General features: G+C 71.1%; 28 protein-coding genes and 1 pseudogene. 5 read left to right on the top strand and 24 right to left on the bottom strand.

Annotation, left to right across the window (positions count from 1 at the left end; genetic code table 11):
* Position 1 precedes the first annotated feature (1 nt).
* The 7 genes from pheS to AB0M47_RS15310 all read right to left on the bottom strand — a co-directional run bounded on the left by pheS (position 2) and on the right by AB0M47_RS15310 (position 4,542).
* Complete coding sequence (gene pheS, locus AB0M47_RS15340; RefSeq protein ID WP_253762267.1) at positions 2-1,084, bottom strand: phenylalanine--tRNA ligase subunit alpha; 1,083 nt, start codon at positions 1,082-1,084, stop codon at positions 2-4.
* Positions 1,085-1,386: 302 nt separating this feature from the next.
* Positions 1,387-1,635 (bottom strand): hypothetical protein, encoded by a 249-nt coding sequence (locus AB0M47_RS15335; protein ID WP_253762266.1) that lies wholly within the window; start codon positions 1,633-1,635, stop codon positions 1,387-1,389.
* A 7-nt stretch (positions 1,636-1,642) separates the two neighbouring features.
* The gene (locus AB0M47_RS15330; RefSeq protein ID WP_363413142.1) at positions 1,643-2,422 is read right to left on the bottom strand and encodes an RNA methyltransferase; all 780 of its coding nucleotides are present in this window, start codon (positions 2,420-2,422) and stop codon (positions 1,643-1,645) included.
* 8 nt (positions 2,423-2,430) lie between these two features.
* Positions 2,431-2,802 carry a 50S ribosomal protein L20 gene (gene rplT, locus AB0M47_RS15325; protein WP_253762264.1) on the bottom strand — a complete coding sequence of 124 codons (372 nt, stop codon included), beginning with the start codon at positions 2,800-2,802 and terminating at the stop codon, positions 2,431-2,433.
* A gap of 34 nt (positions 2,803-2,836) precedes the next feature.
* Positions 2,837-3,031: a 50S ribosomal protein L35 gene (rpmI, locus tag AB0M47_RS15320; protein WP_253762263.1), complete on the bottom strand. Its 195-nt coding sequence runs from the start codon at positions 3,029-3,031 to the stop codon at positions 2,837-2,839.
* A 61-nt stretch (positions 3,032-3,092) separates the two neighbouring features.
* Positions 3,093-3,689, bottom strand: coding sequence for a translation initiation factor IF-3 (gene infC, locus AB0M47_RS15315; protein ID WP_308197843.1), 597 nt, complete (start codon positions 3,687-3,689; stop codon positions 3,093-3,095).
* Positions 3,690-4,080: 391 nt separating this feature from the next.
* Entirely contained in the window at positions 4,081-4,542 is a 462-nt protein-coding gene (locus AB0M47_RS15310; RefSeq protein ID WP_363413193.1) for a PH domain-containing protein, read from the bottom strand.
* Positions 4,543-4,659: 117 nt separating this feature from the next.
* Between AB0M47_RS15310 and AB0M47_RS15305 the strand changes: the two genes are divergently transcribed.
* Positions 4,660-5,061 carry a YidB family protein gene (locus tag AB0M47_RS15305; RefSeq protein ID WP_363413139.1) on the top strand — a complete coding sequence of 134 codons (402 nt, stop codon included), beginning with the start codon at positions 4,660-4,662 and terminating at the stop codon, positions 5,059-5,061.
* A 228-nt stretch (positions 5,062-5,289) separates the two neighbouring features.
* On the opposite strand, the gene hisG is transcribed toward AB0M47_RS15305, so the two are convergent.
* Together hisG and AB0M47_RS15295 are read right to left on the bottom strand one after the other, a co-directional pair.
* On the bottom strand, positions 5,290-6,138 hold the full coding sequence (gene hisG, locus AB0M47_RS15300; RefSeq protein ID WP_363413137.1) for an ATP phosphoribosyltransferase: 849 nt from the start codon (positions 6,136-6,138) through the stop codon (positions 5,290-5,292).
* Positions 6,139-6,187: 49 nt separating this feature from the next.
* Positions 6,188-6,451, bottom strand: coding sequence for a phosphoribosyl-ATP diphosphatase (locus AB0M47_RS15295; protein ID WP_363413135.1), 264 nt, complete (start codon positions 6,449-6,451; stop codon positions 6,188-6,190).
* Between the two features lie 85 nt (positions 6,452-6,536).
* Between AB0M47_RS15295 and AB0M47_RS15290 the strand changes: the two genes are divergently transcribed.
* Positions 6,537-7,166, top strand: a complete 630-nt coding sequence (locus tag AB0M47_RS15290) for an MBL fold metallo-hydrolase (protein WP_363413133.1) — start codon at positions 6,537-6,539, stop codon at positions 7,164-7,166.
* Here the strand turns inward: AB0M47_RS15290 and AB0M47_RS15285 are convergent.
* The 7 genes and pseudogenes from AB0M47_RS15285 to rpe form a co-directional block, all read right to left on the bottom strand.
* Positions 7,163-7,993, bottom strand: coding sequence for a GerMN domain-containing protein (locus tag AB0M47_RS15285; RefSeq protein WP_363413131.1), 831 nt, complete (start codon positions 7,991-7,993; stop codon positions 7,163-7,165). The genes AB0M47_RS15290 and AB0M47_RS15285 overlap by 4 nt on opposite strands.
* A gap of 44 nt (positions 7,994-8,037) precedes the next feature.
* The gene (gene ribH, locus AB0M47_RS15280; protein ID WP_363413129.1) at positions 8,038-8,508 is read right to left on the bottom strand and encodes a 6,7-dimethyl-8-ribityllumazine synthase; all 471 of its coding nucleotides are present in this window, start codon (positions 8,506-8,508) and stop codon (positions 8,038-8,040) included.
* 1 nt (position 8,509) lies between these two features.
* Complete coding sequence (locus AB0M47_RS15275; protein WP_363413127.1) at positions 8,510-9,736, bottom strand: bifunctional 3,4-dihydroxy-2-butanone-4-phosphate synthase/GTP cyclohydrolase II; 1,227 nt, start codon at positions 9,734-9,736, stop codon at positions 8,510-8,512.
* The gene (locus AB0M47_RS15270) at positions 9,733-10,338 is read right to left on the bottom strand and encodes a riboflavin synthase (protein WP_253762256.1); all 606 of its coding nucleotides are present in this window, start codon (positions 10,336-10,338) and stop codon (positions 9,733-9,735) included. The genes AB0M47_RS15275 and AB0M47_RS15270 overlap by 4 nt, the downstream gene beginning before the upstream one ends.
* A gap of 2 nt (positions 10,339-10,340) precedes the next feature.
* The gene (gene ribD / locus AB0M47_RS15265; RefSeq protein WP_363413125.1) at positions 10,341-11,405 is read right to left on the bottom strand and encodes a bifunctional diaminohydroxyphosphoribosylaminopyrimidine deaminase/5-amino-6-(5-phosphoribosylamino)uracil reductase RibD; all 1,065 of its coding nucleotides are present in this window, start codon (positions 11,403-11,405) and stop codon (positions 10,341-10,343) included.
* Between the two features lie 163 nt (positions 11,406-11,568).
* A pseudogene (locus AB0M47_RS15260) lies at positions 11,569-12,534 on the bottom strand (response regulator); the annotation flags it as partial.
* 160 nt (positions 12,535-12,694) lie between these two features.
* Positions 12,695-13,348 (bottom strand): ribulose-phosphate 3-epimerase, encoded by a 654-nt coding sequence (gene rpe, locus AB0M47_RS15255; RefSeq protein ID WP_363413123.1) that lies wholly within the window; start codon positions 13,346-13,348, stop codon positions 12,695-12,697.
* 112 nt (positions 13,349-13,460) lie between these two features.
* Here rpe and def point away from each other — a divergent pair, with 112 nt between their 5' ends.
* From def to AB0M47_RS15240, 3 genes are read left to right on the top strand one after another with little or no spacing between them, the layout of a single operon-like run.
* Complete coding sequence (gene def, locus AB0M47_RS15250) at positions 13,461-14,033, top strand: peptide deformylase (RefSeq protein WP_363413121.1); 573 nt, start codon at positions 13,461-13,463, stop codon at positions 14,031-14,033.
* A 16-nt stretch (positions 14,034-14,049) separates the two neighbouring features.
* The gene (gene fmt, locus AB0M47_RS15245; RefSeq protein ID WP_363413119.1) at positions 14,050-14,976 is read left to right on the top strand and encodes a methionyl-tRNA formyltransferase; all 927 of its coding nucleotides are present in this window, start codon (positions 14,050-14,052) and stop codon (positions 14,974-14,976) included.
* Positions 14,976-16,370 (top strand): transcription antitermination factor NusB, encoded by a 1,395-nt coding sequence (locus AB0M47_RS15240; protein ID WP_363413117.1) that lies wholly within the window; start codon positions 14,976-14,978, stop codon positions 16,368-16,370. Before fmt ends, AB0M47_RS15240 begins: the two co-directional genes overlap by 1 nt.
* Positions 16,371-16,523: 153 nt before the next feature.
* On the opposite strand, the gene AB0M47_RS15235 is transcribed toward AB0M47_RS15240, so the two are convergent.
* From AB0M47_RS15235 to mihF, 8 genes are all read right to left on the bottom strand, one after another.
* Positions 16,524-17,345: a M15 family metallopeptidase gene (locus AB0M47_RS15235; protein WP_363413115.1), complete on the bottom strand. Its 822-nt coding sequence runs from the start codon at positions 17,343-17,345 to the stop codon at positions 16,524-16,526.
* Positions 17,332-17,592, bottom strand: a complete 261-nt coding sequence (locus tag AB0M47_RS15230) for a hypothetical protein (protein ID WP_253762246.1) — start codon at positions 17,590-17,592, stop codon at positions 17,332-17,334. The genes AB0M47_RS15235 and AB0M47_RS15230 overlap by 14 nt, the downstream gene beginning before the upstream one ends.
* 117 nt (positions 17,593-17,709) lie before the next feature.
* Positions 17,710-19,638: a primosomal protein N' gene (locus tag AB0M47_RS15225; protein WP_363413190.1), complete on the bottom strand. Its 1,929-nt coding sequence runs from the start codon at positions 19,636-19,638 to the stop codon at positions 17,710-17,712.
* Between the two features lie 82 nt (positions 19,639-19,720).
* A complete protein-coding gene (gene metK / locus AB0M47_RS15220; RefSeq protein WP_363413113.1) occupies positions 19,721-20,911 on the bottom strand; it encodes a methionine adenosyltransferase in 1,191 nt (396 codons plus the stop codon).
* Positions 20,912-21,037: 126 nt separating this feature from the next.
* Positions 21,038-22,240, bottom strand: a complete 1,203-nt coding sequence (gene coaBC, locus AB0M47_RS15215) for a bifunctional phosphopantothenoylcysteine decarboxylase/phosphopantothenate--cysteine ligase CoaBC (protein WP_363413111.1) — start codon at positions 22,238-22,240, stop codon at positions 21,038-21,040.
* 37 nt (positions 22,241-22,277) lie between these two features.
* On the bottom strand, positions 22,278-22,547 hold the full coding sequence (gene rpoZ / locus AB0M47_RS15210; RefSeq protein ID WP_253763928.1) for a DNA-directed RNA polymerase subunit omega: 270 nt from the start codon (positions 22,545-22,547) through the stop codon (positions 22,278-22,280).
* Positions 22,548-22,581: 34 nt separating this feature from the next.
* The gene (gene gmk / locus AB0M47_RS15205; protein WP_253762239.1) at positions 22,582-23,178 is read right to left on the bottom strand and encodes a guanylate kinase; all 597 of its coding nucleotides are present in this window, start codon (positions 23,176-23,178) and stop codon (positions 22,582-22,584) included.
* Positions 23,179-23,370: 192 nt separating this feature from the next.
* Entirely contained in the window at positions 23,371-23,688 is a 318-nt protein-coding gene (gene mihF / locus AB0M47_RS15200) for an integration host factor, actinobacterial type (RefSeq protein WP_253762238.1), read from the bottom strand.
* Positions 23,689-23,881 lie beyond the last annotated feature (193 nt).

Genomic DNA, 23,881 nt, shown 5'->3' with positions numbered 1-23,881 from the left:
CTCAGTGCACCTCCATGCCGAACGCGCGGGTGAACCGCACATCGCCCTCGAACATATCCCGCATGTCGGACACCCCGTTGCGGAACATCAGCGTACGGTCGATCCCCATGCCGAACGCGAAACCGGAGTAGACGTCGGGATCGATCCCACAGGCCCGCAGCACGTTCGGGTTGACCATGCCGCAACCGCCCCACTCGACCCACTGCGGGCCGTCGCGGTGCTCGGCGAACCACACGTCGAACTCGGCCGACGGCTCGGTGAACGGGAAGTAGTGCGGCCGCCAGCGCGTCCGCGCGTCGGGGCCGAACATGGCCCGCGCGAAGTGGTCCAGCGTCCCCTTCAGGTGCGCCATGGTGATGCCCTTGTCCACGACCAGGCCCTCGACCTGGTGGAACACCGGCGAATGCGTCGCGTCGAGTTCGTCGGTGCGATAGACCCGGCCGGGCACGACGACGTAGATCGGCGGCTTGCGCGACAGCATCGTGCGGGCCTGCACCGGCGAGGTGTGCGTACGCAGCACCAGGCCGGACTCGGTGGCCTCGCCCGCGCCCTGCACCCAGAACGTGTCCATCAGGCCCCGGGCGGGGTGGTCGGCCGGGATGTTGAGGGCGTCGAAGTTCGCCCACTCCAACTCGACCTCAGGTCCTTCGGCGATCTCGTAACCCATCCCGACGAACATGTCGCCGACCCGCTCCATCAGCGTGGTCAGCGGATGCCGGGCGCCCCGGGGACGCCGGTCGGCGGGCAGCGTCACGTCGACGCGTTCCTCCCGCAGCACGCGCTCGGCCTGCTCGGCGGTGAGCACTTCCTGGCGCGCGTCGAAAGCGGCCTGAACGGCGGTGCGGGCGGCGTTCACCCGCTGGCCGGCCGACGCCTTCGCGGCCGGGGGCAGCGCGCCGATCTCCCGGCGGGCCAACGAAACCGGGGCGCGGTCGCCCAGGTGGACAGACTTCAGCGCGGCCAGCGCGTCGAGGTCGGCGGCGTCCGCGAACGCCCGGCCCGCCTCGGCCACGGCGGCGTCCAGCGCGTCGGAATCGAGCAACGCGACCTGCTTGGGGTCGTACGGGTCAGAGCGGTAAGTCATCAGATCTCCAGATGCGGCAACCCGAACAGTTTAGGGACTCGCGACTCGGTCGCCGCCCGCCGGTGCTCGCTGGAGGAGGAAAGTGCGCTCAGCCCAGCCGCCCGCTACCAGCGGGCCGGCTAAAGGAGGTGGTCATGCGCACGCCGCCATCCTACCCAACCCGCCGCCCGCCCGCTCTCCGGGCGACCCGTCGCGTTGATCATGGACTTCACAGCTGCGACACACCGCCCAGACCACAGTTAACTCCATGATCAACGCGGCGAAGCGTCGGGTGGCGAGCGGCGAGCGGAGGGCGGCGGGGGTTAGGGGCGGCGGGCCAGGAGGGCGACGGAGGCGACCGCGCCGACGCCCGCGATCAGGATCGCCCCGACGAGCAGCGCGGCCGCGATCACCGCCTGCTGCGCGGAAACCCCGGCGAGCGCGCCCGCGACGAGCGCGATCACGAGGACGGCCAGCCCGGTGTAGAGCCGGAACACGTGCCGGGCGAACAACAGGCCGAGGCCGATGATCAACAGGATGACCGCGGTACCGAAACCGGCGAGGGGTGCCATCCCACCATCATGAGCGCTGAGCGCGCGCGGAGGCGTACAGGCACACCGCGGCGGCGGCTGCCAGGTTCAGGCTTTCCGCGCCGCCGTAGATCGGCACTCGCACAGCCTCGTCGGACTCGCTCAACGCGGCGTCCGGCAGTCCGTGGGCCTCCGATCCGAAGATCCAGGCGGTACGCCCAGCGAGGCGACCGGTGTCCGCGAGGTCGTCGAGGTCGCGAGCGGCGTACCCGCTCGTGGCCAGCGTCTGCAGGCCGGCCTCGCGCAACTGGGAGAACAGCGCCGACCAGTCGCGTTCCCGCACGACGTCCACATGGAACAGACTGCCCGCGCTGGCGCGTACGCATTTGCCGTTGTACGGGTCGACGGCGTCACCGGCGAAGATCACGGTCTGCGCGCCCGCCGCGTCCGCCGTACGCAGGATCGTCCCGGCGTTGCCGGGATCGCGGATCTCCAACACCACCGCGACGAGGCGGGGTTCCTTGGCGAGCGCGTCGGCCAGCGGGACGTCGAGGAGATCGCAGACGGCGACGACGCCCTGCGGCTGAACGGTCTCCGACAGGGCGGCCATGGCGTCGTCGGCCACGAGGGACGCGCCCGGGTAATCCGCTATGCGATCGGCGGTCGCGAAGATCTCGCGTACCACTCCGGAGGAAAGCGCCGAGGCGACCGCCTGCGGCCCCTCGGCGAGGAAGGCGCCCTGGGCCTCGCGGTCCTTGCGGCGCTGAAGCTTGACCGCGGACACGACGCGGGGGGTACGCCGAGTGAACGGCGCACCCCCCGTCGTCATGGTGTCGCTCAGGCCTGAGCCTGTGCCGCGACGGCCTTGCGCGCGACGTCGACGATGGCGGCGAACGCAGCCTCGTCGTGCACGGCGAGGTCGGCCAGGATCTTGCGGTCGACCTCCACCTCAGCGAGCTTGAGGCCCTGGATGAGGCGGTTGTAGGTCATCCCGTTGGCGCGGGCGGCCGCGTTGATCCGGGTGATCCACAGCTGGCGGAAGTCGCCCTTGCGGTCACGACGGTCGCGGTACGCGTACTGCATCGAGTGCAGTACCTGCTCCTTGGCCTTGCGGTAGAGCCGGGAGCGCTGGCCGCGGTAGCCGCTCGCGGCCTCCAGCAGGGTACGGCGCTTCTTCTGGGCGTTGACCGCCCGCTTGACGCGTGCCATGTCGATCTACTCCTTCAGTTCGTCGTGGCGCGCGTCAGCGGCCGAGCATCTTCTTGACGCGGGGCAGGTCGTTCTTGGCGACCTCGACGGTCCCGCTGAGGCTGCGCGTCTCCTTGGACGCCTTCACCTCGAGGCGGTGGCGCAGGCCGGTCTGCTGACGCATGATCTTGCCGGTGCCGGTCACCTTGACCCGCTTGCCCATGCCGGTGTGGCTCTTCATCTTCGGCATTGCGAAGTATCTCCCCTGATATAGCTATGTACGGTGCTCTGGCGGCCCGCCATCGGGCTGGTCAGCCCTCGGCGGCCGGCTGTACTGCTTCGTCGGCCTCGGCCGGCGCGTCCTCGTCGGACTTCGCGCCGCGGACAATGGCCTTGGTCGCACGGTTCGGTGCGAGCACCATGATCATGTTTCGGCCGTCCTGCTTCGGGGCGGCCTCGACGAAGCCCAGTTCCGAGACCTCTTCCTCAAGCCGGCGCAGGAGGCGGTAGCCCAGCTCCGGGCGGCTCTGCTCCCGGCCGCGGAACATGATGGTCACCTTGACCTTGTCCCCGGCCTTGAGGAAGCGCACGACGTGACCTTTCTTGGTCTCGTAGTCGTGCTGGTCGATCTTCGGACGCAGCTTCATCTCCTTGATGATGGTCTGCTGCTGGTTACGCCGGGCTTCCCTCGCCTTGAGCGCGCTCTCGTACTTGAACTTGCCGAAGTCCATGAGCTTGCAGACGGGCGGGCGGGCCATCGGCGCGACCTCGACCAGATCCAGATCGACGTCGGCGGCCAACTGCAGGGCGCGCTCGATCGGAACGATGCCGACCTGCTCACCCTCAGGGCCGACCAGACGGACCTCACGTGCCCTGATCTGATCGTTGACGCGTGGCTCGACGCTGATGTGGCCTCCTCCAAACTAGTGTCCGTGCCGACCTTCGGCGTCCGCTCCCTCGCGGGTGCGAAGGCGTGGACCGTGTCTTTGTGCGCCACCGAGCGGGCTCGCGCCGTGTCCCGGTGGCCCAAAGCAGAAGGCCCCGGCGCATGCCAGGGCCCGCTCGACCGGTCCACGCACGCTGTCAGGCGTACGACCCGGACCTTCGGCGGCTACCGTCGCGCGGACGGCGGCCCGAGGCCGGTGACCGGACCCGATTCACTCAAGGTGACCGGGTGGGAGCAGGCGCTCCGCTTTGTGGCCGACTGCTCTGCTGCCACTCGGCGGCTGAGCTACCCGGATCACCCGAGGGTGATGCGAGCGTCGGCAAGGTCGACTCGCCAACTTTACCAGGCAGCGTTCAGGACCGCGAATCGGGAGTACTCGCCGCTGCGGTGGCGTGCGCCGCGTGGAGGCTGCGCAGTCCGCGTACGGCGACGAGGGCGTGCTCCTTGTCGACCGCCTGGATGGCCAGGACCGACACCGTGTCGTCGTCCTGCAGCTCCAGCTGCGCCCACGGGTGCCCATGGTCGAACCGGATCGCCCGGACGACGTTCCACGGCAGCTCATAGGTCGCGAACACGTTGCGGACGCGGATGCCCTGCTCGGTGCCCCAGACCCGGGGACGGCCGAAGGCGAGCGCGGCCAGCGCGCCGCAGACCCCGAGGCCGATCATGGCGGCCTGGTCACCCGGGCGGAACACCGCGTTGCCCTCGCCGATCGACCCGGTCAGCGCGGTCGCCACCGCGGCGAACACCGCCAGGATCGCGACCGCCGCGACCCACGCCACCACGCGTACGCGCTTGGGCCGGACGTCGATCATCACCGTCTCCGCTGCTGCCACGGCGTCCATCCTGCCACTTAGCACGGCGTACGCCGCTGCGGGGCGGTTCGCCGGAAGCGACGGCACACAATGCGGCTTTTGCGCAGAATGACGGGCATGGCAATCGATGTGAACCAGATCATGAAGCTGCTCAGCGACCCGACCGTACGCCAGCTGCTCACCAGTCTGATGGGCAAGATGGGCGGCCAGCAGGGCCAGGGTACGCAGCTGTCCGGTCTGCTGGAACAGCTCAGCCAAGGCGGCCTCGGCGACCAGACCACCTCGTGGGTCGGCACCGGGCAGAACGCCCCGGTGACCGGCAGCCAGGTGGCCCAGGCGCTCGGCACGGACAACATCAACTCGGCGGCGGCCTCGGCCGGCGTCTCACCTGAAGTGGCCGCGCACGACCTCGCCGAAGTGCTGCCGCAGCTGGTCAACTCGGCGACGCCGGACGGCCAGCTGCCGCAGGCCACCGACCTTCAGCAACTGATGAGCCAGCTCATGAAACCCGCTTCCTGACCGCCCTGCTCGCGCCGCTCGCCCGCCCCGCCCACCGCGCTGTCCGCTCACCGCCGCTCGCTGTTCGCCGCCCCGTCCGCTCGCCGTTGATCATGGGGTTTGCACCCTCGACACGCCGTCGAGACCACAGTTAACTCCATGATCAACGGGCAGGGAGCGGGGGCGAGCGGAGCGAGCGGGTTGGGGGGCGAGCGGAGCGAGCGCGTGGGGGGCGGGAGCAGGTGGGGGTTAGAGGCGGCAGGCGTGGATGTCGGTGACCAGGATGGCCCGGGCGCCGATGTCGTAGAGCTCGTCCATGATCCGGTGCATCCCGGCCCGCTGGACCATCGCCTGCACGGCGACCCAGCCCTCGCGGTGCAACGGGGAGACCGTCGGCGACTCGATGCCGGGGGTCAGCGCGACCGCCTCGTCGAGCCGGTCGGCCCGGCAGTCGTAGGCGAGCATGACGTAGCGCCGGGCGACCAGGACGCCCTGCAGCCGCCGCAGCAGCTGGGCGACCGGCGGCTGGGCGGGGTCGTCGCCGGTCCGGTGGATCAGCGCCGCCTCGGAGACCATGATCGGGTCGCCGATGGGGACGAGTCCGGCCTGCCGGAGCGTGGCCCCGGTCGCGACGACGTCGGCGATCAGGTCGGCGACGCCGAGGCGTACGGCGTTCTCGACCGCGCCGTCCAGCTCGACGACGCGCGCCTTGATGTCGCGCTCCTCCAGGTAGCGCTCGACCAGCCCCGGGTACGCCGTGGCGATGCGCTTGCCGTCGAGCGAGCCGAGGTCGGCGACGGTGCCCTGCGGGGCGGCGAATCGGAAGGTGGCCCCGGCGAAGCCCAGCTCCAGCAGCTGCTCGACCGGGGTGCCGCCGTCGACGAGCAGGTCCTGGCCGGTGATGCCCAGGTCGAGGTCGCCGGAGCCGACGTAGGTCGCGATGTCGCGCGGACGCAGGTAGAAGAACTCGATGTCGTTGTCGGTGTCGAGGCAGGCGAGGTCGCGGTCGTCGGTGCGCTGGCGGTAGCCCGCCTCACGCAGCATCTCGATGGCGGGCTTGGACAGGGTGCCCTTGTTGGGCACGGCGATGCGCAGCATTCTGAAGATTCCTCAAGATCGGTGTCTGGAACGGACGGACAAACCCGATCTAGAGATGTCGGTAGACGTCCTTCAGCTCGATCCCGGTCGCGAGCATCAGCACCTGAGCCTGGTAGAGCAGCTGCGAGATCTCCTCGGCGGCGCGTTCTGGCCCCTCATGCTCGGCGGCCATCCACGCCTCGGCGGCCTCCTCGACCACCTTCTTGCCGACCGAGTGCACCCCACCCTGGACGGCCTTGACCGTGCCCGACGCGGGGTCACCGGCGGCGACCTTCGCCCGCAGCTCCTCGAAGAGCTCCTCGAACGTCTTCACGCCCGCAATTCTGCCCGATGCGATCACGACCGCGACCCTGGACGTGACGGGTTCCACGGAGCGAGAACGGCGTACGCTCGAAACCATGCAGTTGATCAAGTTCACGCACGCCTGCGTACGCCTGCACGACGGCGACCGGACGTTGCTGATCGACCCCGGCGTGTGGTCGGAGCCGGAGGTCTTCGAGGGTGTCACCGACGTCCTCATCACCCATGAGCACCACGATCACGTCGACGCGGAGCGGCTGGCCCAGCAGGACGTGCGGGTCTTCGCGCCCGAGCTGATCGCCGGCGAGCTGCGCGAGAAGATGGGCGACGCGGTGACCACCGTGGCGACCGGCGACACGTTCACCGCCGCCGGGTTCGACGTCACCGTGGTCGGCGGCGAGCACGCCGAGATCTACGAGGGCCTGCCGGGCTGCGCCAACGTCGGCTACCTCGTCGGGACCTCGTCCGGGGCGCTCTACCACCCCGGTGACGCCCTGTTCGTGCCCGAGGCCGAGGTCGGCGTGCTGCTCGTGCCGGCCTCCGCGCCGTGGCTCAAGCTGCGGGAGGCGCTGGACTTCGTCCGGGCGGTCGCCCCGAAGCGGGCGCACCCGATCCACGACCGGATGTTCTCCGAGGACATCGGCTTCGCCGGGTTCGACCGGTGGATGGAGATGAAGGGCCAGACGGCGTACTCCCGCATCCCGATCGGGAGCGGCGCCGAGCTCTAGCTCACGGTGAAGGTGTGGTTGTCGACGTGCTGACGGCTGCTGTCGGCCATCGAGATCTCGTAGGCCCGCACGACGTAGGAGCCCGGCGACAACCGCACCGTCACCTTCTTCTCCCCCATCGCCGGATGTCCGGGTTCGAGGGTGACGACCTCGTGCTGGACGACCTTGCCGTCCCGCAGGATCTCGTAGTTGAGGGTGTTCTCGAAGACGATCCCGGCCAGGTGCAGGGTGACGTCACGGCCGACGGTCTCGCCCTGCTGCGGGGAGATCACCCAGACCAGGTGCAGGGTGTCGACCGCCTCGGCTCGGCGTACCGGGTCTTTGACGGAGATGTGGCCGAAGACGGTCTCCACGGTGGCGCCGTCCACCCGGATGCGTACGCGAGACGCCCCGGAGTTCGCGGTGGCGGTCCAGACGAGCTGCTGGACGGCCTGACCTTCCGCCTCGGCGCCCACGCCGCTGGTGAGGCCCGTGAGGTCCACCGTGACCACGTCGCCGTCGACCGAGCTGCCGGTGACGCGTACGCCCGCCGGCCACAGCGTGTGGTAGTCCGGATCGAGGGCGCTGGGGCGCAACATCTCCGCCACCGCCGCGGTGGTCTTCCCCGCGGGCGTGTCCGCTGCGACGGCCAACCGGTGGAATTCGCGCACTAGTTTCGGCGTACCCCGGTCGGAAAGCGTGTAGTAGACGGGAAGCAAGCCGCTCCCGCCGGCGGACGCCAACGCGGACGCCGCGGTGGAGGCAGAGGGTGACCCCGACGGTGTCGGCGCCGGAGCTGTGCAGCCCGCCAGCAGGGCGAGCCCGAGTGAAGCCGCGAGAACCCGCATGCCTCCAGTGAACGCCCCCGGCGGAGCGGACACCAGTGACGTATCTAAGACAGTGATCGCAGCGTGACCGCGGCGTCGAGCGCCGCGATCGTGGCCGCCCAGCCCTTGTCCTCGCCTGAGCCGGGCAGCCCGGCCCGGTCGCGCGCCTGCTCGATCGTGTTGACGGTGAGCACGCCCTGGCCGATCGGCGTGCGCTCGTCGAGCGCGAGGCGGGTCAGGCCGTCGGTGACCGAGCGGCAGACGTAGTCGAAGTGCGGGGTGTCGCCGCGCACGACGACGCCCAGGGCGACCACGGCGTCCTTGCGGCTGGCGAGCGCCTGCGCGACCACCGGGATCTCCACCGAACCGGCGACCCGGTGGACCTCGACGTCGCTGACCCCGCTGGCCTTGGCGGCCGCGAGCGCCCGCTCGAGCATCTGGTCGACCAGCTCGCCGTTCCAGCGGGTGGCGACGATGCCGAGGGTCAGCCCGTGCGCGTCGACCGCGCTGTCCTCGGGCGCGCCGAATCCGGCCATGTCAGGCGACTCCTTCAGTCGGCGGTTCGAGATCGATCAGGTGGCCCATCCGGTCCCGCTTGGTCTGCAGGTAGCGCAGGTTCTCCGGGTGCGGGCGGACCGGCAGCGGCTCACGGCCCACGATGGACAGGCCGTAGCCTTCCAGCCCGGCGCGCTTGGCCGGGTTGTTGGTGAGCAGGCGCATCGTGCGTACGCCGAGGTCGTAGAGGATCTGCGCGCCGGTGCCGTAGTCGCGGGCGTCGGCGGGCAGCCCGAGGTCGAGGTTGGCGTCCACGGTGTCGCGGCCGCCGTCCTGCAACTGGTACGCCTGCAGCTTGTGCAGCAGCCCGATGCCCCGGCCTTCGTGCCCGCGCATGTAGAGCACGACGCCGCGGCCCTCCTCGGCGACCCGCTCCAGCGCGGCGTGCAGCTGGGGTCCGCAGTCGCAGCGCACCGACGCGAACACGTCGCCGGTCAGGCACTCGGAGTGCACCCGGACCAGGACGTCCTCGCCGTCGCCGATTTCGCCGAAGACCAGGGCGATGTGCTCGGCGTTGTCGTTGGTGGCGCGGTAGCCGACCGCGGTGAACTCGCCGTACTCGGTGGGCAGTCGGGCGCCGGCGATCCGTTCGACCAGCCGCTCGGTCCGCCGCCGGTACTCGATCAGGTCGGCGATGGAGATGATGGCCAGCCCGTGTTCCTGGGCGAACGCGGTCAGCTCGGGCAGCCGCATCATCGTGCCGTCGTCGTTGATCAGCTCGCAGAGCACCCCGGCCGGGCGCAGCCCGGCGAGGGTGGCGAGGTCCACGGCGGCCTCGGTGTGCCCGGGGCGGCGCAGGACGCCGCCCGACTTGGCCCGCAGCGGCACCACGTGCCCGGGACGGGACAGGTCGCTGGGCCGGGTCACGGGGTCGGCGAGCAGCCGGATCGTGTGCGCGCGGTCGGCGGCGGAGATGCCGGTGCTCACGCCTTCCCGGGCGTCCACGGTGACCGTGTACGCCGTCCCCCGCCGGTCCTGGTTGGTGTGCCACTGCGGCGGCAGGTCGAGGCGATCGGCGTCGGGCTCCAGGATCGGGGCGCAGATGTAGCCGGAGGTGTAGCGGACGGTGAAGGCGAGCAACTCGGGCGTGGCCAGCTCGGCCGCGAAGATCAGGTCGCCTTCGTTCTCGCGGTCCTCGTCGTCCACGACGACGACGGCCTTACCGGCTTTGACCTCGGCGATCGCGGTCTCGATCGAGGACAGCGTCATGCCCGGTTCCCTCCGCCGTTGCCCACCATCTTCTCGACGTACTTGGCGATCACGTCGACCTCCAGGTTCACCTGGTCACCGACGCCCTTACGGCCCAGTGTCGTCACTTCCAGTGTGGTGGGAATGAGGCTCACCGCGAACGCGTCTTCGGAGATCTCAGTCACAGTCAGCGAGATTCCGTCGACCGTGATGGAGCCCTTCTCCACGAGATAGCGGGAAAGATCCTCCGGAAGAGTGAACCGGACGATCTCCCACAGATCGCCCGGGACGCGCTCGGTGATCGTGGCGACCCCGTCGACGTGCCCCTGCACGATGTGCCCGCCGAGCCGGTCGGACACCTTGACCGCCCGCTCCAGGTTGACCCGGTCGCCGACCTGCAGGCCGCCGAGCGCGCTGCGGTCGAAGGACTCCTTCATCACCTCGGTGGTGAAGACGTCGCCCAGATTCTCCACGACGGTCAGGCAGACGCCGTTGACCGCGATCGAGTCGCCGTGCCCGGCGTCGGAGGTCACCACCGGCCCCTTGATCGCCAGCCGTGCGCCTTCGCCCTTCCAGGTGAGCTCGACTACCTCGCCCAGCTCCTCGACAATGCCGGTGAACACGCCTAATTCTCCCTCTTCGGCACGGCGGTGATCCGGAGATCCGGTCCAACCCGATCAACGTCGGTGACATCGAGTTCGATCGCCTCGGTGATGGTCTTCACACCGGCGCCCATGAGCGCCGCCGGGCCGCCGCCGAGCAGCTTCGGCGCCACATACCCGACGATCTTGTCGACCAGCCCGGCCGCGAGGAACGCGCCGGCCAGCGTGGGGCCGCCCTCCAGCAGGGCGCTGCGCACGCCCCGCTCGTACATCCGGCTCATCAGGGCCACCAGGTCCACGCGCCCCTCGGCATCCGCGCCCACCTCGGCCGAGGTCGCGATCCAGGTCGCGGCCGCGCCGTCCCTGACCTTCGCGTTCTCGGGGGTACGCCCAACGGAGTCCACGACGACGCGAAGGGGTTGCCGGATGGCCAGACTGCCGTCGCGGAGATTGCGAGCGGTCAACCGGGAGTCGTCGGCGATGACGGTGCCGACGCCGACGATGATCGCGTCCACCGTGCCCCGCAGCGCGTGCACGTCCATCCGGGAGGCCTCGGACGTGATCCACATGCTCGTGCCGTCCTCGGCCGCCGACCGGCCGTCCACCGTGGAGGCGAACTTCCAGATCACGTACGGGCGCTTGCGGCGTACGGAGGACAGCCACATGACGTTGCCCCGGGTCGCCTCGGCCTCGCGTACGCCGGAGACGACCAGCACGCCGGATTCCCGGAGGGTCTCCGCGCCACCCTTGGCGGCGTCGGTCGGGTCGAGCACGGCGATCACCACGCGGGCGATCCCGGCCCGGATCAGGGCCTGACTGCACGGGCCGGTCCGCCCGGTGTGGTTGCACGGCTCCAGGGTCACCACCGCCGTGCCGCCCTTGGCCTTCTCCCCGGCCTGGGCCAGCGCCACGATCTCGGCGTGCGGGCCGCCCGCGTACGCGTGGAAGCCCTCGCCGGCGACCTCCCCCGAGCTGTCCAGGATCACGCAGCCCACCACGGGGTTGGGGCTGGTCGTGCCGAGTCCGCGGGCGGCGAGTTCGATCGCACGGGCCATCGCGGCATGCTCGGCGGGTGTGGCCTCCGTCATGGGCACATCTTCCCGCAGGGCGGTGACCGGGGTCAGCCCCGGGCTGCCCGGGATACCTTGATCACAGCTCAGCACCGTGCTCGGAGGGCGTACGAGGCAGCGGGATGCCGTGCGGCGGGGTGCTGTAGTCGCCGAAGCCGCCGCTGTCGGGTTCGTCGTCCATCCGGCGGCGGTCGATCGCCACGAACGAGCCCGGCTGGCTCTTGGCCACCGACTTCATCTCCGACGCCGCCGCGATCACCTCACGGGGATCGTCGAACTGCCGGGCGGTCGACAACGCGACCCCGATCGAGAGGGTGACCAGGTTGGCCCGCTGCACGTTGCCCCGGCGGTCGGTCAGCTCCAGATAGCCGCGCGCCGCCGCGTCGGGGTCGTAGAGGTCGTCGGCGGCCGACTCGAACAGCTCGACCGATCGGGTGGTCACCGGGCGTACCTGGTCGGGGGTGAGCACGAGGACGAAGTCGTCGCCGCCGACGTGGCCGAGGAACACCGGCGGCAGGCCGGCCTCGGCGACCGCCCGGTGCAGCGAGCGGGCCAGCGCGGTGATGAACTCGTCCCCCCGGCCGAACCCGTACGCGTCGTTGACCGTCTTGAACCGGTCGACGTCGATGTAGCAGACCGCGTAGTCGCAGCCGCTCTGTACCCGGTCGGAGATCTCCCGCAGGATGCGGGTGTTGCCGGGCAGTCCGGTCAGCGGCGACACCTCGCGGTATTCCTGGTTGCGCCGCAGCGTCGAGCGGACGCGGGCCACCAGTTCCAGCGTGTCGAACGGCTTGACCAGGTAGTCGTCGGCCCCGGCGGACAGCCCGAGCACCTTGTCGGCGGTCATCGCGCGGGCCGTCAGCATGATGATGGGCAACGCCGCCATCAGCGGGTCGGCGCGCAGCCGCCGGGTCAGCCCGATGCCGTCCAAAGTGGGCATCATCAGGTCCACGATCACCAGATCGGGGCGCCGCTGCTCGATCACCGAGAGGGCCTGTTCCCCGTCGTGGGCGGTCATCACCTCGAAACCGTGCAGGCGCAGGTTCACCTCGACGAAGCGCACGATGTCACGGTCGTCGTCGACGACCAGGATGACCTCGGCGTCGCCGCCGTGTCCCGGGAAACCCAAGCCGACCCCACTGTCCATTGTGGTGCATGCTATCTCGCGCGCACCAACTGGCGTTGTCGAAGTCTACGCGGACCACGCCGGACGGATCAGTGATCCGCTTCGAATCTTGGGAACATATGGTTGTACCGGACCGGCGGATCAGGCCAGGCGACTCAGCTGACTATTGCTCCGAGGTCGGCTAGCTGACCAGGGCGCGCAGGCGACGGCAGGCGTCAGCCGGGTCGACAGCGCCGAACACGGCCGTCCCGGCGACGAACGCGTCCGCGCCGGCCTCGGCCGCCTGCTCGATGGTGTCCGCGGCGATGCCGCCGTCGACCTCGACCCGGATCTGCAGGCCTTCGGCGTCGGCGTGCCGCCGCGCCGTGCGTACCTTGTCGAGCATCTCCGGCATGAACTTCTGGCCGCCGAACCCGGCCTTGATCGTCATGATCAGCAGGGTGTCGAAGTGCGGGAGCAGCTCCAGATAGGGCTCGATCGGGGTGTCCCGGTCGACCGCGAGGCCCGCCTTGGCCCCGGCCGCCCGCAGGTTCTTGGCCAGCGCGATCGGGTCGGCGGCGGCCTCCACGTGGAAGCTCACGTTGTACGCGCCGGCCTCGGCGTACCCGACGGCCCACCGCTCCGGCGCCTCGATCATGAGGTGGCAGTCCAGTGGGTGATCGGTGGCCGCCCGCAGGCTCTGGACGACCGGCAGCCCGATCGTCAGGTTCGGGACGAAGTGGTAGTCCATGACGTCGACGTGGAGCCAGTCGGCGTCGGCGTGGACGGCCTGGGCGGCCTCGGCGAGCCGGGCGAAGTCGGCTGCGAGCAGGCTGGGCGCGATGATCGGCGTCACGCGCTCAGCCTAGGTCATCTCGTCGCTCCGCCCTCGGCGTACCGGAGTCCGTAGACTGGGGGCACTTGTACTCGCGTTCTTCACCCGCGTTTCTGCGAAGGAGCCGTCCGACGTGACTGTCCAGCCCATCCGCTACTTCGGCGACCCGGTTCTGCGTACGCCGGCAGACCCCGTGGTCGACTTCGACAAGGAGCTGCGGCGGCTCGTCGGCGACCTGGTGGAGACGATGCGCAAGAACGGCGGCGCCGGGCTGGCGGCGCCACAGATCGGCGTCGGCCTGCGCGTGTTCACCTTCGACGTGGACGACGTCGTCGGGCATCTGATCAACCCGGTGCTGGAGTTCCCGGACGACGAGGAGCAGGACGGCCAGGAGGGCTGCCTGTCGCTGCCCGGTCTCTACTTCGACACCAAGCGCCGGCAGAACGTGGTGGCCCGGGGCTTCAACGAGTCCGGCGACCCGCTGCAGATCGTTGGAACCGGGATGATGGCCCGCTGCGTCCAGCACGAGACCGACCACCTCGACGGGGTGATCTTCATCGACCGGCTGGAGACCGACGAGCGCAAGAAGGCGCTCAAGGAGATCCGCCGGGCCGACTGGTACGACCCGGCGAACACCCGGATCAAGGTCAGCCCGCACGCCGTCCACCCCCAAGCCGGTCCCAGCCCGTTCGGGCTCGGTCGTTGAAGGGCGGACTGAACTGATGCGTCTCGTCTTCGCCGGTACGCCGGAGGTCGCTCTCCCGTCCCTGGACGCCCTGGCCGCCTCGGACCACGAACTGGTGGCCGTCGTGACCCGCCCCGACGCGCCGGCCGGCCGTGGCCGCCACGTCGTGCGCTCCCCCGCCGGCGCCTGGGCCGACGACCACGGGATCGAGGTGCTGACCCCGGAGCGGCCCAGGGATCCGGAGTTCCTCGCCCGGCTGGCCGACATCGCGCCGGACTGTGTGCCGGTCGTGGCGTACGGCGCGCTCGTGCCGCCCGCCGCTCTGGAGATCCCCCGGTTCGGCTGGGTGAACCTGCACTTCTCGCTGCTGCCCGCCTGGCGCGGCGCGGCACCGGTGCAGCACGCGATCTGGCACGGTGACGAGATCACCGGCGCGTCGGTCTTCCAGCTGGAAGCCGGCCTGGACACCGGCCCGGTCTTCGGCACGATGGCGGAGAAGATCCGCCCGGCCGACACCGCGGGCGACCTGCTCGGCCGGCTCGCCGTCGACGGTGCGGGCCTGCTCGTCAGCGTGCTGGACGCGATCGAGGCGGGCGCGGTCACGCCGGTCCCGCAGCCGATGGACGGCATCACCCTGGCCCCGAAGATCACCGTGGAGGACGCGCAGGTGCACTGGACCGAACCGGCTTTCGCCGTCGACCGTCGTATCCGGGCGGCCACCCCGAATCCGGGCGCGTGGACGCTGCACCGCGACGAGCGGCTCAAACTCGGCGCGGTCACCCCGTTGCCCGCCGGTCCCCGCCTGGAGCCCGGTGACCTGCTGGTCGAGAAGAACCGGGTGCTGGTCGGCACAGCGACCGATCCCGTCGTCCTCGGGGAGGTACGCGCGGCCGGCAAGAAGGCCATGCGGGCCGCCGACTGGGCCCGGGGTCTGCACCTCAGCACGCAAGAACGGCTCGGCTGATGCGGGCCGCACCCGCCCGGCGCGGCGGCCGGCGCAGCACCATCGACCCCGCCCGCGCGGCCGCGTACGAGGCACTGCTGGCCGTGCACCGCGACGGCGCGTACGCAAACATCGTCCTGCCGCAGATCCTGCGCGACCGGGAGCTGTTCGGCCGGGACGCCGCCTTCGCCACCGAGATCACCTACGGGACGCTGCGCGGTCAGGGCACCATCGACCTCATCCTCGCCGAGGCCGCCGGACGCGACATCGACCGCATCGATCCACCCGCCCGGGACGCTCTGCGGCTGGGCGCGTACCAGATCCTGCAGACCAGAGTGCCCCCGCACGCGGCCGTCGGCGAGACGGTGGAACTGGTGCGGGAAGTGGCACCGGGGGCGATCGGCTTCGCGAACGCGGTGCTGCGCCGGGTGAGCGAACGGACCTTCGACGAATGGGTCGGCGTGGTCGCGCCACCGGCGGGCGACGACCCGATCGCGCACCTGGCCGCGGCCTGGAGCCATCCGGAGTGGATCGTGCGGGCGTTCTCCGAGTCGCTCGGCGGGGACCTGGCCGAGACCGCGCAACTGCTCGCCGAGGACAACGAACGCCCGCCGGTGCACCTGTGCGCGCGGCCGGGCCGGGCCGACGCGGTGGACCTCGCCGACGAGGTCGGCGGCGCGCCCGGAGCGTTCTCCCCGTACGCGGTCTACCTGTCCGGCGGCGCGCCGGGCGACCTCGCCGCGATCCGCGACGGCCGGGCGCACGTGCAGGACGAAGGTTCGCAGCTCGTCGCGGCGGCGCTGGTCAACGCGGAGCTGGAAGGTTCGGACGAGCGCTGGCTCGACCTGTGCGCCGGACCGGGCGGCAAGGCCGGGTTGCTGGCCGCGCTGGCGGCCGAACGAGGCGCCCGGCTGACCGCCGTCGAGGTGCAGCCACATCGGGCTCGCCTCGTCGAGCTGGCCGTCCGCGGACTGCCCGCCGACGTGGTCTGCACCGACGGCCGGGCGGTCGGACGCGATCCCGCGCTACCGGCCGACGGCTTCGACCGCGTCCTGGTCGACGCGCCCTGCACCGGGCTCGGCTCGCTGCGGCGACGGCCCGAGTCCCGCTGGCGCCGCCAGCCGTCGGACCTGCCGCCGCTGACCCGGCTGCAACGGGAACTGCTGGGGGCGGCCTTCCAGGCGGTCCGGCCCGGCGGCTTGGTCGCGTACGTGACGTGCTCGCCGCACGTGGTGGAGACGCAGGTCAGCGTCGTCGAGGCGGCCCGTCGTTCGCCGTCCACGATGGACTTCGTGGACGCCCGGCCGCTGCTTCCGCCGATGCCCGGCCTCGGCGGCGGGCCGACGGTGCAGCTGTGGCCGCACCGGCACGGCACCGACGCCATGTTCCTTGCCGTCCTCCGTCGCACCGCCTGACCCGCCCACTTTTACGGCTCGCGCTACGTCCGCCGCGCCGATTTTGGCGCTGGATCAGGGATCCGGGTCGAATCATGGTCCAAGATTCGACCCGGATCCCTGATCCAGGCGCTGGACGGGACGCGGAGCGGCCGCGGGGCGGAGGCAGGCGGGTCAGGCGGGCGGGGGCTCGGCGAGCACCCGGCGTACGACGCGTTCGAGGAGCGCCTCCAGCGCGGCCGGGTCGAGCACTGCGGCTTGGGCCGCTTCGGCGGCGGTCTGCGCGGCCCGGGCGGATTCCGCCGCAAGCCGGGCGGCCGCGGCGGCGTCACCGGCCGAGGCTCGGGCGCCTTTGGCATCCATGGCGATCGCGTTGACCACGGCGGTCAGCTTGTTCGGCTCGTGCGGGTTGTTGACGTGGTTGTCGATGGTCTCCCGCATGGCGAGCAGGCCCTCGACCCGGAAGATCAGCGCGCGGGCGTCGCCGTCGTCGCGGAACGGCATGATCAGCTCCTTTGCCTTGCGCACGTGGCGCGGGACGTCGGCCGGGGTGAAGACGTACTCGAAGTGCATCGGGTCGGGCTTGGTCGAGTACCAGCCGCCCCAGTAGAAGCCGCAGTTCCACCACAGTGGAATGACCTCGACCGGCAGGTCGGACTTGAACGGCTTCTGGAACGGGTTGTCGTTCCAGTTCAGATCGACTGCCAGCCCCCACGAGTGGTTGCTGGGCGTGTTCTTGTTCCGGATGCTGCGGCAGTTGTAGCCACCGGTGGCATGCGCCTTGAGGCGGTACCGGTGCAGGACGACCGTCGCGGTGAGCAGCAGCCCCACCAGCTCGGCCAGCTCCCGGCGTACGCTGACCTTCACCCCGCCGGCCGACAGCTCGACGATCTTGCTCTTCTGGCAGTTCGGCCAGCCGGGGCCCCAACCGTTCTGCTGAGCCCGGTCGAGGCTCACCCCGTGCGGCCGTTTCATGTACGCGTCACGCGGGGGCATCGGTCTCCGCCTCCCCCGCCGGGGCCTCGGGGTCCTCGTCGACGTCGTCGGGTCCGCCGTCGCCGGGCACATTGCGCCCGATGGCGGCCTCCTCGAAGTCCTCGGCGGTCGGGATCCGGTTGCCCTGCCAGTTCAGCCCGTCGTTGCGCTCGTCGACCGGCTGGCAGGAGACCTCCTCGACGACCTCGTCCGGCTCGAATTCGCGTACGCTCCAGCTCGTCTCCCAGACTGGGACGCCTTCGGCCATGGCCGGCTCCTCTCGCGTACCGCCTCGTCACCGGCGTACCGGACAGCGTGCGGCGAGGGTGACCGAGACGGTGTCGCGCAGCCGACCCCGAACGGGCGACGGGAACAGGCGGCTGGGCTAGAGCAGTTCCAGCGGATCGAGCTGAACCCGGACGGCGTCGGCCGACTTGCGCGCGCTGCGCGTCCCGGCGGCCGCGTGCAGCGCATGCGCCAACGCCGCCGCCTCCGACCGCCGGACCCGCAGCAGCAACCGTTCGGAGCCCTCGCCGATCTCCAGCGGGCCGAGTTGCTCGGTGCCCGGCGGCAGGTCGGCGGACTCGGTCAGCTCGGCGACGGCGGCCGGTGGACCGGTGAGCGACGCCATCCGCGCGGCGGGCGGGAAGCCGAGCGCCCGCCGGTCGGCCAGCTCCCGTTCGGCCAGCCAGGCGGCGTCCCAGCGCAGCAGCGCCTGCACCGGGATCATCGAGCCGTCGGCGACCACGACCACCTTGCCGCCTTTGCCGGCGGGGATGGCGAGCGCGGCGGCCGCCATCCAGCGCCGCAGCGCCTCCTCGGCGGCGCGCAGGTCGGCCCGGGTCAGCATCGCCCAGGTGTCGAGCAGCAGCACCGCGCCGTAGCCCGGTCCGTCCACGATGGGTTCCGCGCCGGGCGTGGCGAGGACCAGCGACGCCTCCGCCGGGACGGTCGCCAGGACCGATTCGCCGCCGGACGTACGCACCGGCACCCCGGGGAACGCCCGGCCCAGCTCCTCCGCCGTACGCCGGACGCCGGTCACCGAGGCACGCAGGCGGCGGCCGCCGCAGCGCGGACAGGTGTAGTCGGCGGCCGGGCGGGCGCACCAGCGGCAGGCCGGCGGACCGGCGTTGCCCGGCAGCGCCAGCGGGCCGGAGCAGCGGGAGCAGCGGGCCCGTTCCCGGCACTCCTGGCAGGCCACCGAGGGCACGTAACCCCGGCGGGGCACCTGGATCAGCACGGGGGCGTCGGCTCGCATCGCTTCCCGGGCGGCGTCCCACGCCACGCTCGGCAGGCGGGCCGCGACGGCGCCCGGGTCGCGGGCCAGCTGGCGGTCGTCGGCGGTGACGATGCGCGGCGACAGCACCCGCAACGTCTCCCGGGACGGCGTGATCTCCTTCGCCCACCCGGTCTCCACCAGCAGCTGGCCCTCGGCCGTCCGGGCGTACCCGCCGACGAGGGCGGCGCAACCGGTCAGCTGCGCCCGGCTCAGCAGCACCTGCCGCGCGTGCGGGTAGGGCGACCGCGGTTCGGCGTGCAGGTCGTCGCCGTCGTCCCAGATGACCACCAGGCCGAGGTCGCGTACGGGGGCGAAGGACGCGCCCCGCGTCCCGATGACCACCTGCACCTCGCCCCGGCTGACGCGCAGGAAGCGCTTGTAGCGCTCGGCCGGTCCCAGTGCCGCTGATAGGGCCACATGCTGGTCGTCGCCGCCCAGCGCGGCCGTCAGGGCGGCGTCGAGGCGGTCCAGGTCCCGGTAGTCGGCCACGATCACGACCGCACCCCGGCCGCTCGCCAGCGTGTCGGCGACGGCGGCGGCGACCCGGTCCGGCCAGCGCTCCCCCGGCAGGGCCGACCAGACCGCCCGGGGGGACTTGCCGTCGGCCAGCGCCCGCAGGAAGGCCTGCCCGGCGGCGTAGTGCCCCCAGCCGGGGCGCTCTTCCCGCCGGCCAGGTGGTTTCGGGGTCTTCGGGGCCGCCTTCTCGGCCGCCGCGTGCCGGGGCGGCACGGCCAGCCGCAGGACGTCGATCAGGCTGCCGGCGTACCGGTCGGCGATGTCACGGGCGAGCCGGATGATCTCCGGGCGCAGCACCGGCTCCGGCGACACGACCTTCTCCAGGAACGCCAGCTTCCGGTCCAGCTCGGTGTGCTCGACCCGGTCGAGCAGCCAGCCGTCGACGAGCTGGCCGGAGAACCGGACCCGCACCCGGGTGCCCGGCTGGGCCGCCGCGTCGAGATCCGCCGGGACCAGGTAGTCGAACGGCCGGTCGAGGTGCGGCAGCGGCACGTCGACGCAGACGCGAGCGACCGGCAACCCCGATGCGGGCTGCCGGTCGCTGCGCTTGGTCTTGCTCGTCACGTCACCTGGTTTATCAGGTCACTACGACGAAGGTGGGTCACGCCCCCGCCGCGGACTTCAGGTCGGCGACCCGGTCGGTCCGCTCCCAGGCCAGCTCGGGCAGCTCGCGGCCGAAGTGGCCGTACGCCGCGGTCTGCTGGTAGATCGGGCGCAGCAGCTCCAGGTCCCGGATGATGGCGGCCGGACGCAGGTCGAAGACCTCGTTGATGGCCTTCTCGATCCGGTCCACCGGGACGACCTCGGTGCCGAACGTCTCGACGAACAGGCTCACCGGGTGCGCCTTGCCGATGGCGTACGCCACCTGCACCTCGCACCGCTCGGCCAGCCCGGCCGCCACGACGTTCTTGGCGACCCAGCGCATCGCGTACGCCGCCGACCGGTCCACCTTGGACGGGTCCTTGCCGGAGAACGCGCCGCCGCCGTGGCGGGCGTAGCCGCCGTAGGTGTCGACGATGATCTTCCGGCCGGTGAGGCCGGCGTCGCCCATCGGGCCGCCGATCTCGAAGCGGCCGGTCGGGTTCACCAGCAGCCGGTAGCCCTCGGTGTCGAGGCCCAGGCTCTCCAGCTCCGGCGCGATGACGTGCTCGCGGACGTCCGGGGTGAGCAGCGACTCGAGCGAGATGTCCGGGGCGTGCTGCGAGGACACCACGACGGTGTGCAGCTTGACCGGCTTGAGGCCGTTGTACTCGATGGTGACCTGGGTCTTGCCGTCCGGGCGCAGGTACGGGATCACCCCGTCCTTGCGGACCGCGGAGAGCCGGCGGGCCAGCCGGTGCGCGAGCGCGATCGGCAGCGGCATCAGCTCGGGCGTCTCCGAGCAGGCGAAGCCGAACATCATGCCCTGGTCGCCGGCGCCCTGGGAGTCCAGCAGGTCGTGGCCGCCCTCGCGCTGCTCCAGGGCGGAGTCGACGCCCTGGGCGATGTCGGGCGACTGCGACCCGATCGAGACGCTGACGCCGCAGGACGCGCCGTCGAAGCCCTTCTTCGAGGAGTCGTAGCCGATGCCGAGGATCGTCTCGCGGACGATCGTCGGGATGTCGGCGTACGCCTTCGTGGTGACCTCACCCGCGACGTGCACCTGGCCGGTCGTGATCAGGGTTTCCACGGCGACCCGGCTGTGCGGGTCCTGCGTCAGCAGCGCGTCGAGGATGCCATCGCTGATCTGGTCGGCGATCTTGTCGGGGTGACCCTCCGTGACCGATTCGGAGGTGAAGAGACGGCGTGCCACAGTGCTCCCTCAACGGTCCGCTTGCCAACGGCAAGACGCTCAACGATTGCAAGTTATCGCGGCAGTCTAGTCAACCTGCGCGTACGCCGATCCGGCGACCGGCCGTGTGTTCACAATTCGGACTCTTCAGTCGGTCTTCGCCGACCAGCGGTCCAGGACGAGGTCCCAGACGGCGTCGGCGACATCCTCTTTGGGTCGCCGGCCGAGCGCTGTCGAGGATCCGTCCGCCCCCAGCACCACGACGTCGTTGTCGTCGGCCCCGAAGACCTTGTCGGCGCCGACCTCGTTCACCACGATCAGGTCGGCCCGCTTCTTGACGAGCTTGGCCGCGCCGTTGTCGAGCGCGTCGTGCGTCTCCGCGGCGAACGCGACGAGCACCTGGCCGGGCCGTTTCATCGCACCCGCCTCGGCGGCGATGTCGGGATTGGTGACCAGTTCGAGGCTGGGCGCTGACCCGTCGGCCGTCTTCTTGATCTTCTGCTCGGCGTACTGCGCGGGGCGGAAGTCGGCGGGCGCGGCGGCGAACACCATCGCGTCGGCGACCCCGGCCGCCGCCAGGACGGCGTCTCGCAGCTCGGCCGTGCTGCCGACCCGGACCAGCTCGACCCCGGCCGGGGTGGGCAGGGCCACGTTGGCCGCGATCAAGGTGACCTTCGCACCGCGGGCGACCGCGGCCGTCGCGAACGCGTACCCCTGCTTGCCGGACGAGCGGTTGCCGAGGAAGCGGACCGGGTCGAGCGGTTCCCGGGTGCCGCCGGCGGTGACCACGACGTGCCGGCCGGCCAGGTCGGCGGCGGTACGCCCAGCGAGCACCCGCCGCGCGATCGCGAAGATCTCGGCGGGGTCGGGCAGGCGGCCCTTGCCGGAGTCGGCGCCGGTGAGGCGGCCGACGGCGGGCTCGATCACGATCGCGCCCCGGCGGCGCAGCGTCGCCACATTGTCGGCGGTGGCCGGGTGCTCCCACATCTCCGTATGCATGGCCGGCGCGAAGACGACCGGACAGCGGGCGGTGAGCAGGGTCGAGGTGAGCAGGTCGTCGGCGAGCCCGTGGGCCGCCTTGGCCAGCAGATCGGCCGTCGCGGGCGCGACGAGCACCAGATCCGCGGTCTGCCCGAGGCGGACGTGCGGCACCTCGGGGACGTCGGTGAAGACTCCGGTCGCGACCGGCTGACCGGACAAGGCCTCCCAGGTGGGCGCGCCGACGAACCGCAGGGCGGCCTCGGTCGGCACGACGCGGACCTGGTGACCCGATTCGGTGAGCAGGCGCAGCAACTCGCACGCCTTGTACGCGGCGATGCCGCCGCTGACGCCGAGGACGACCCTGCTCACCGTCGGATTCTGTTCTCTGCCGAGTTTCAGCGCCTGATCAGGCGGTTTCGCCGGTCGGCTCGGCGACGAGCAGGCCGGCGTTGATCTCGCGCATCGAGATCGAGAGCGCCTTCTCCTGCGGAGTGGTCTCCACCAGCGGGCCGACGTACTCCAGCAGGCCCTCGCCGAGCTGCGAGTAGTAGGCGTTGATCTGGCGCGCGCGCTTCGCCGCGAAGATGACCAGCGCGTACTTCGAGGAGGTCTTCTCCAGCAGCTCGTCGATGGGCGGGTTGGTGATGCCCTCTGGGTTGGCGACGGTTGCGGCCACTTTCACGTCCCTAGAAAAACTTGTGTCTGTTTTGTCAGCCGTGCGCCCGGATCGGCGCGAGCTGTCGTGAACCGAGTAATCCTAGCAACTCGTCAGCAGCGCGTTCGACCGAGTCGTTGACGACGGTGACATCGAACTCCTTCTGCGAGGCCAGCTCCTCGTCGGCGTGCAGCAGCCGGCGCCGGATGGTCTCCTCGTCCTCGGTCCCCCGGCCGCGCAGGCGCCGGTGCAACTCCTCGACGCTCGGCGGGGCGAGAAAGACGAGCTGGGCCTCGGGCATGACCGCCCGGACCTGGCGAGCGCCCTGGATGTCGATCTTCAGCAGGACCGGGATGCCCTGGTCGAGCCGGGCTTCGACGCCCGCGCGGGGCGTGCCGTAGAGGTTGCCCGCGAACTCGGCCCATTCCAGCAGCTGCCCGGAGGCCTCCAGGTGGCGGAACTGGGCCCGGTTCACGAAGTGGTAGTGGATGCCGTCGACCTCGCCGTCACGCATCTTCCGCGTGGTCGCCGAGACGGAGAACCACACCCAGGGAGCGCGCGGTTTGATCCACTCGATCACGCTGTCCTTGCCGACCCCGGACGGGCCGGACAGCACGGTGAGGCGGGCCGGCGGTCGGGATACGTCGGTCACTTCTTCTCCTCGCCAGATGGGCAGCGCTCGTTGGGTCCCTTTCTACCCAACGCAGCTGATCTTGTCGCGTTACCCCGGCACAGATCACGTCACAGATCACATCTGCCGCGACTCGCGTCGCCGCGACGGCTGGCCTGGGCAAGCACAAGGCCGCCGCCCGAAACGGGCGGCGGCCTTGTGTGTCACGTCAGCTCAGTTGCCGGAGAACTCGGCGAGCAGAGCCTTGCGCTGCTGCTCACCGAGTCCGCGCAGACGGCGCGAGTCGGCGATCTTCAGCTTCTCCATGATCTGCGTGGCGCGGATCTTGCCGATGCCGGGCAGCGACTGCAGCACCGCCGACACCTTCAGCTTGCCGACGACGTCGTCGGCCTCGGCACGGCTCAGCACCGCGTCCAGCGTGGTCTGACCCTTCTTGAGCTGTTCCTTCAGCTCGGCCCGGGCCTTGCGAATCTCAGCGGCCTTCTCGAGCGCGGCAGCGCGCTGCTCGGGGCTCAGTGTGGGGAGCGGCACCAGTTCTCCTCAGGTCCCACGCGGCGGTCGAGGGGTCGACCCACCGCTCGTTCGTTGGTCTACACGTCCGCCCCGGGTGGGACGGACGACGTTTTGCCTGTGCCTGGGTCACGTGTCACCTACGGTGACGCCTGTGGTTTCCAGTCGCGGGGAAAACTAGCGGTCAGAGCCGCTTTCGGCAACGTCACCACGC

The sequence above is a fragment of the Hamadaea sp. NPDC051192 genome (assembly GCF_040682475.1).
Taxonomy (GTDB): domain Bacteria; phylum Actinomycetota; class Actinomycetes; order Mycobacteriales; family Micromonosporaceae; genus Hamadaea; species Hamadaea flava.
Note: the sequence above shows the minus strand (reverse complement) of the source record. Positions and strands in the feature narration are given on the sequence as shown.

Excerpts from the sequence above, each read along its gene's own strand:
- AB0M47_RS15330 (WP_363413142.1), bottom strand. The coding sequence starts at position 2,422 with ATGACGACGGGGGGTGCGCCGTTCACTCGGCGTACCCCCCGCGTCGTG.
- AB0M47_RS15275 (WP_363413127.1), bottom strand. The coding sequence starts at position 9,736 with ATGACGCTGTCCTCGATCGAGACCGCGATCGCCGAGGTCAAAGCCGGT.
- AB0M47_RS15335 (WP_253762266.1), bottom strand. The coding sequence starts at position 1,635 with ATGGCACCCCTCGCCGGTTTCGGTACCGCGGTCATCCTGTTGATCATC.
- ribH (WP_363413129.1), bottom strand. The coding sequence starts at position 8,508 with ATGGCCGGATTCGGCGCGCCCGAGGACAGCGCGGTCGACGCGCACGGG.
- fmt (WP_363413119.1), top strand. The coding sequence starts at position 14,050 with ATGCGTCTCGTCTTCGCCGGTACGCCGGAGGTCGCTCTCCCGTCCCTG.
- AB0M47_RS15310 (WP_363413193.1), bottom strand. The coding sequence starts at position 4,542 with ATGATCGACGTCCGGCCCAAGCGCGTACGCGTGGTGGCGTGGGTCGCG.
- AB0M47_RS15235 (WP_363413115.1), bottom strand. The coding sequence starts at position 17,345 with ATGCCCCCGCGTGACGCGTACATGAAACGGCCGCACGGGGTGAGCCTC.
- pheS (WP_253762267.1), bottom strand. The coding sequence starts at position 1,084 with ATGACTTACCGCTCTGACCCGTACGACCCCAAGCAGGTCGCGTTGCTC.
- ribD (WP_363413125.1), bottom strand. The coding sequence starts at position 11,405 with ATGACGGAGGCCACACCCGCCGAGCATGCCGCGATGGCCCGTGCGATC.
- AB0M47_RS15230 (WP_253762246.1), bottom strand. The coding sequence starts at position 17,592 with ATGGCCGAAGGCGTCCCAGTCTGGGAGACGAGCTGGAGCGTACGCGAA.
- AB0M47_RS15305 (WP_363413139.1), top strand. The coding sequence starts at position 4,660 with ATGGCAATCGATGTGAACCAGATCATGAAGCTGCTCAGCGACCCGACC.
- AB0M47_RS15290 (WP_363413133.1), top strand. The coding sequence starts at position 6,537 with ATGCAGTTGATCAAGTTCACGCACGCCTGCGTACGCCTGCACGACGGC.
- AB0M47_RS15285 (WP_363413131.1), bottom strand. The coding sequence starts at position 7,993 with ATGCGGGTTCTCGCGGCTTCACTCGGGCTCGCCCTGCTGGCGGGCTGC.
- rpmI (WP_253762263.1), bottom strand. The coding sequence starts at position 3,031 with ATGCCGAAGATGAAGAGCCACACCGGCATGGGCAAGCGGGTCAAGGTG.
- rplT (WP_253762264.1), bottom strand. The coding sequence starts at position 2,802 with ATGGCACGCGTCAAGCGGGCGGTCAACGCCCAGAAGAAGCGCCGTACC.
- hisG (WP_363413137.1), bottom strand. The coding sequence starts at position 6,138 with ATGCTGCGCATCGCCGTGCCCAACAAGGGCACCCTGTCCAAGCCCGCC.
- AB0M47_RS15240 (WP_363413117.1), top strand. The coding sequence starts at position 14,976 with ATGCGGGCCGCACCCGCCCGGCGCGGCGGCCGGCGCAGCACCATCGAC.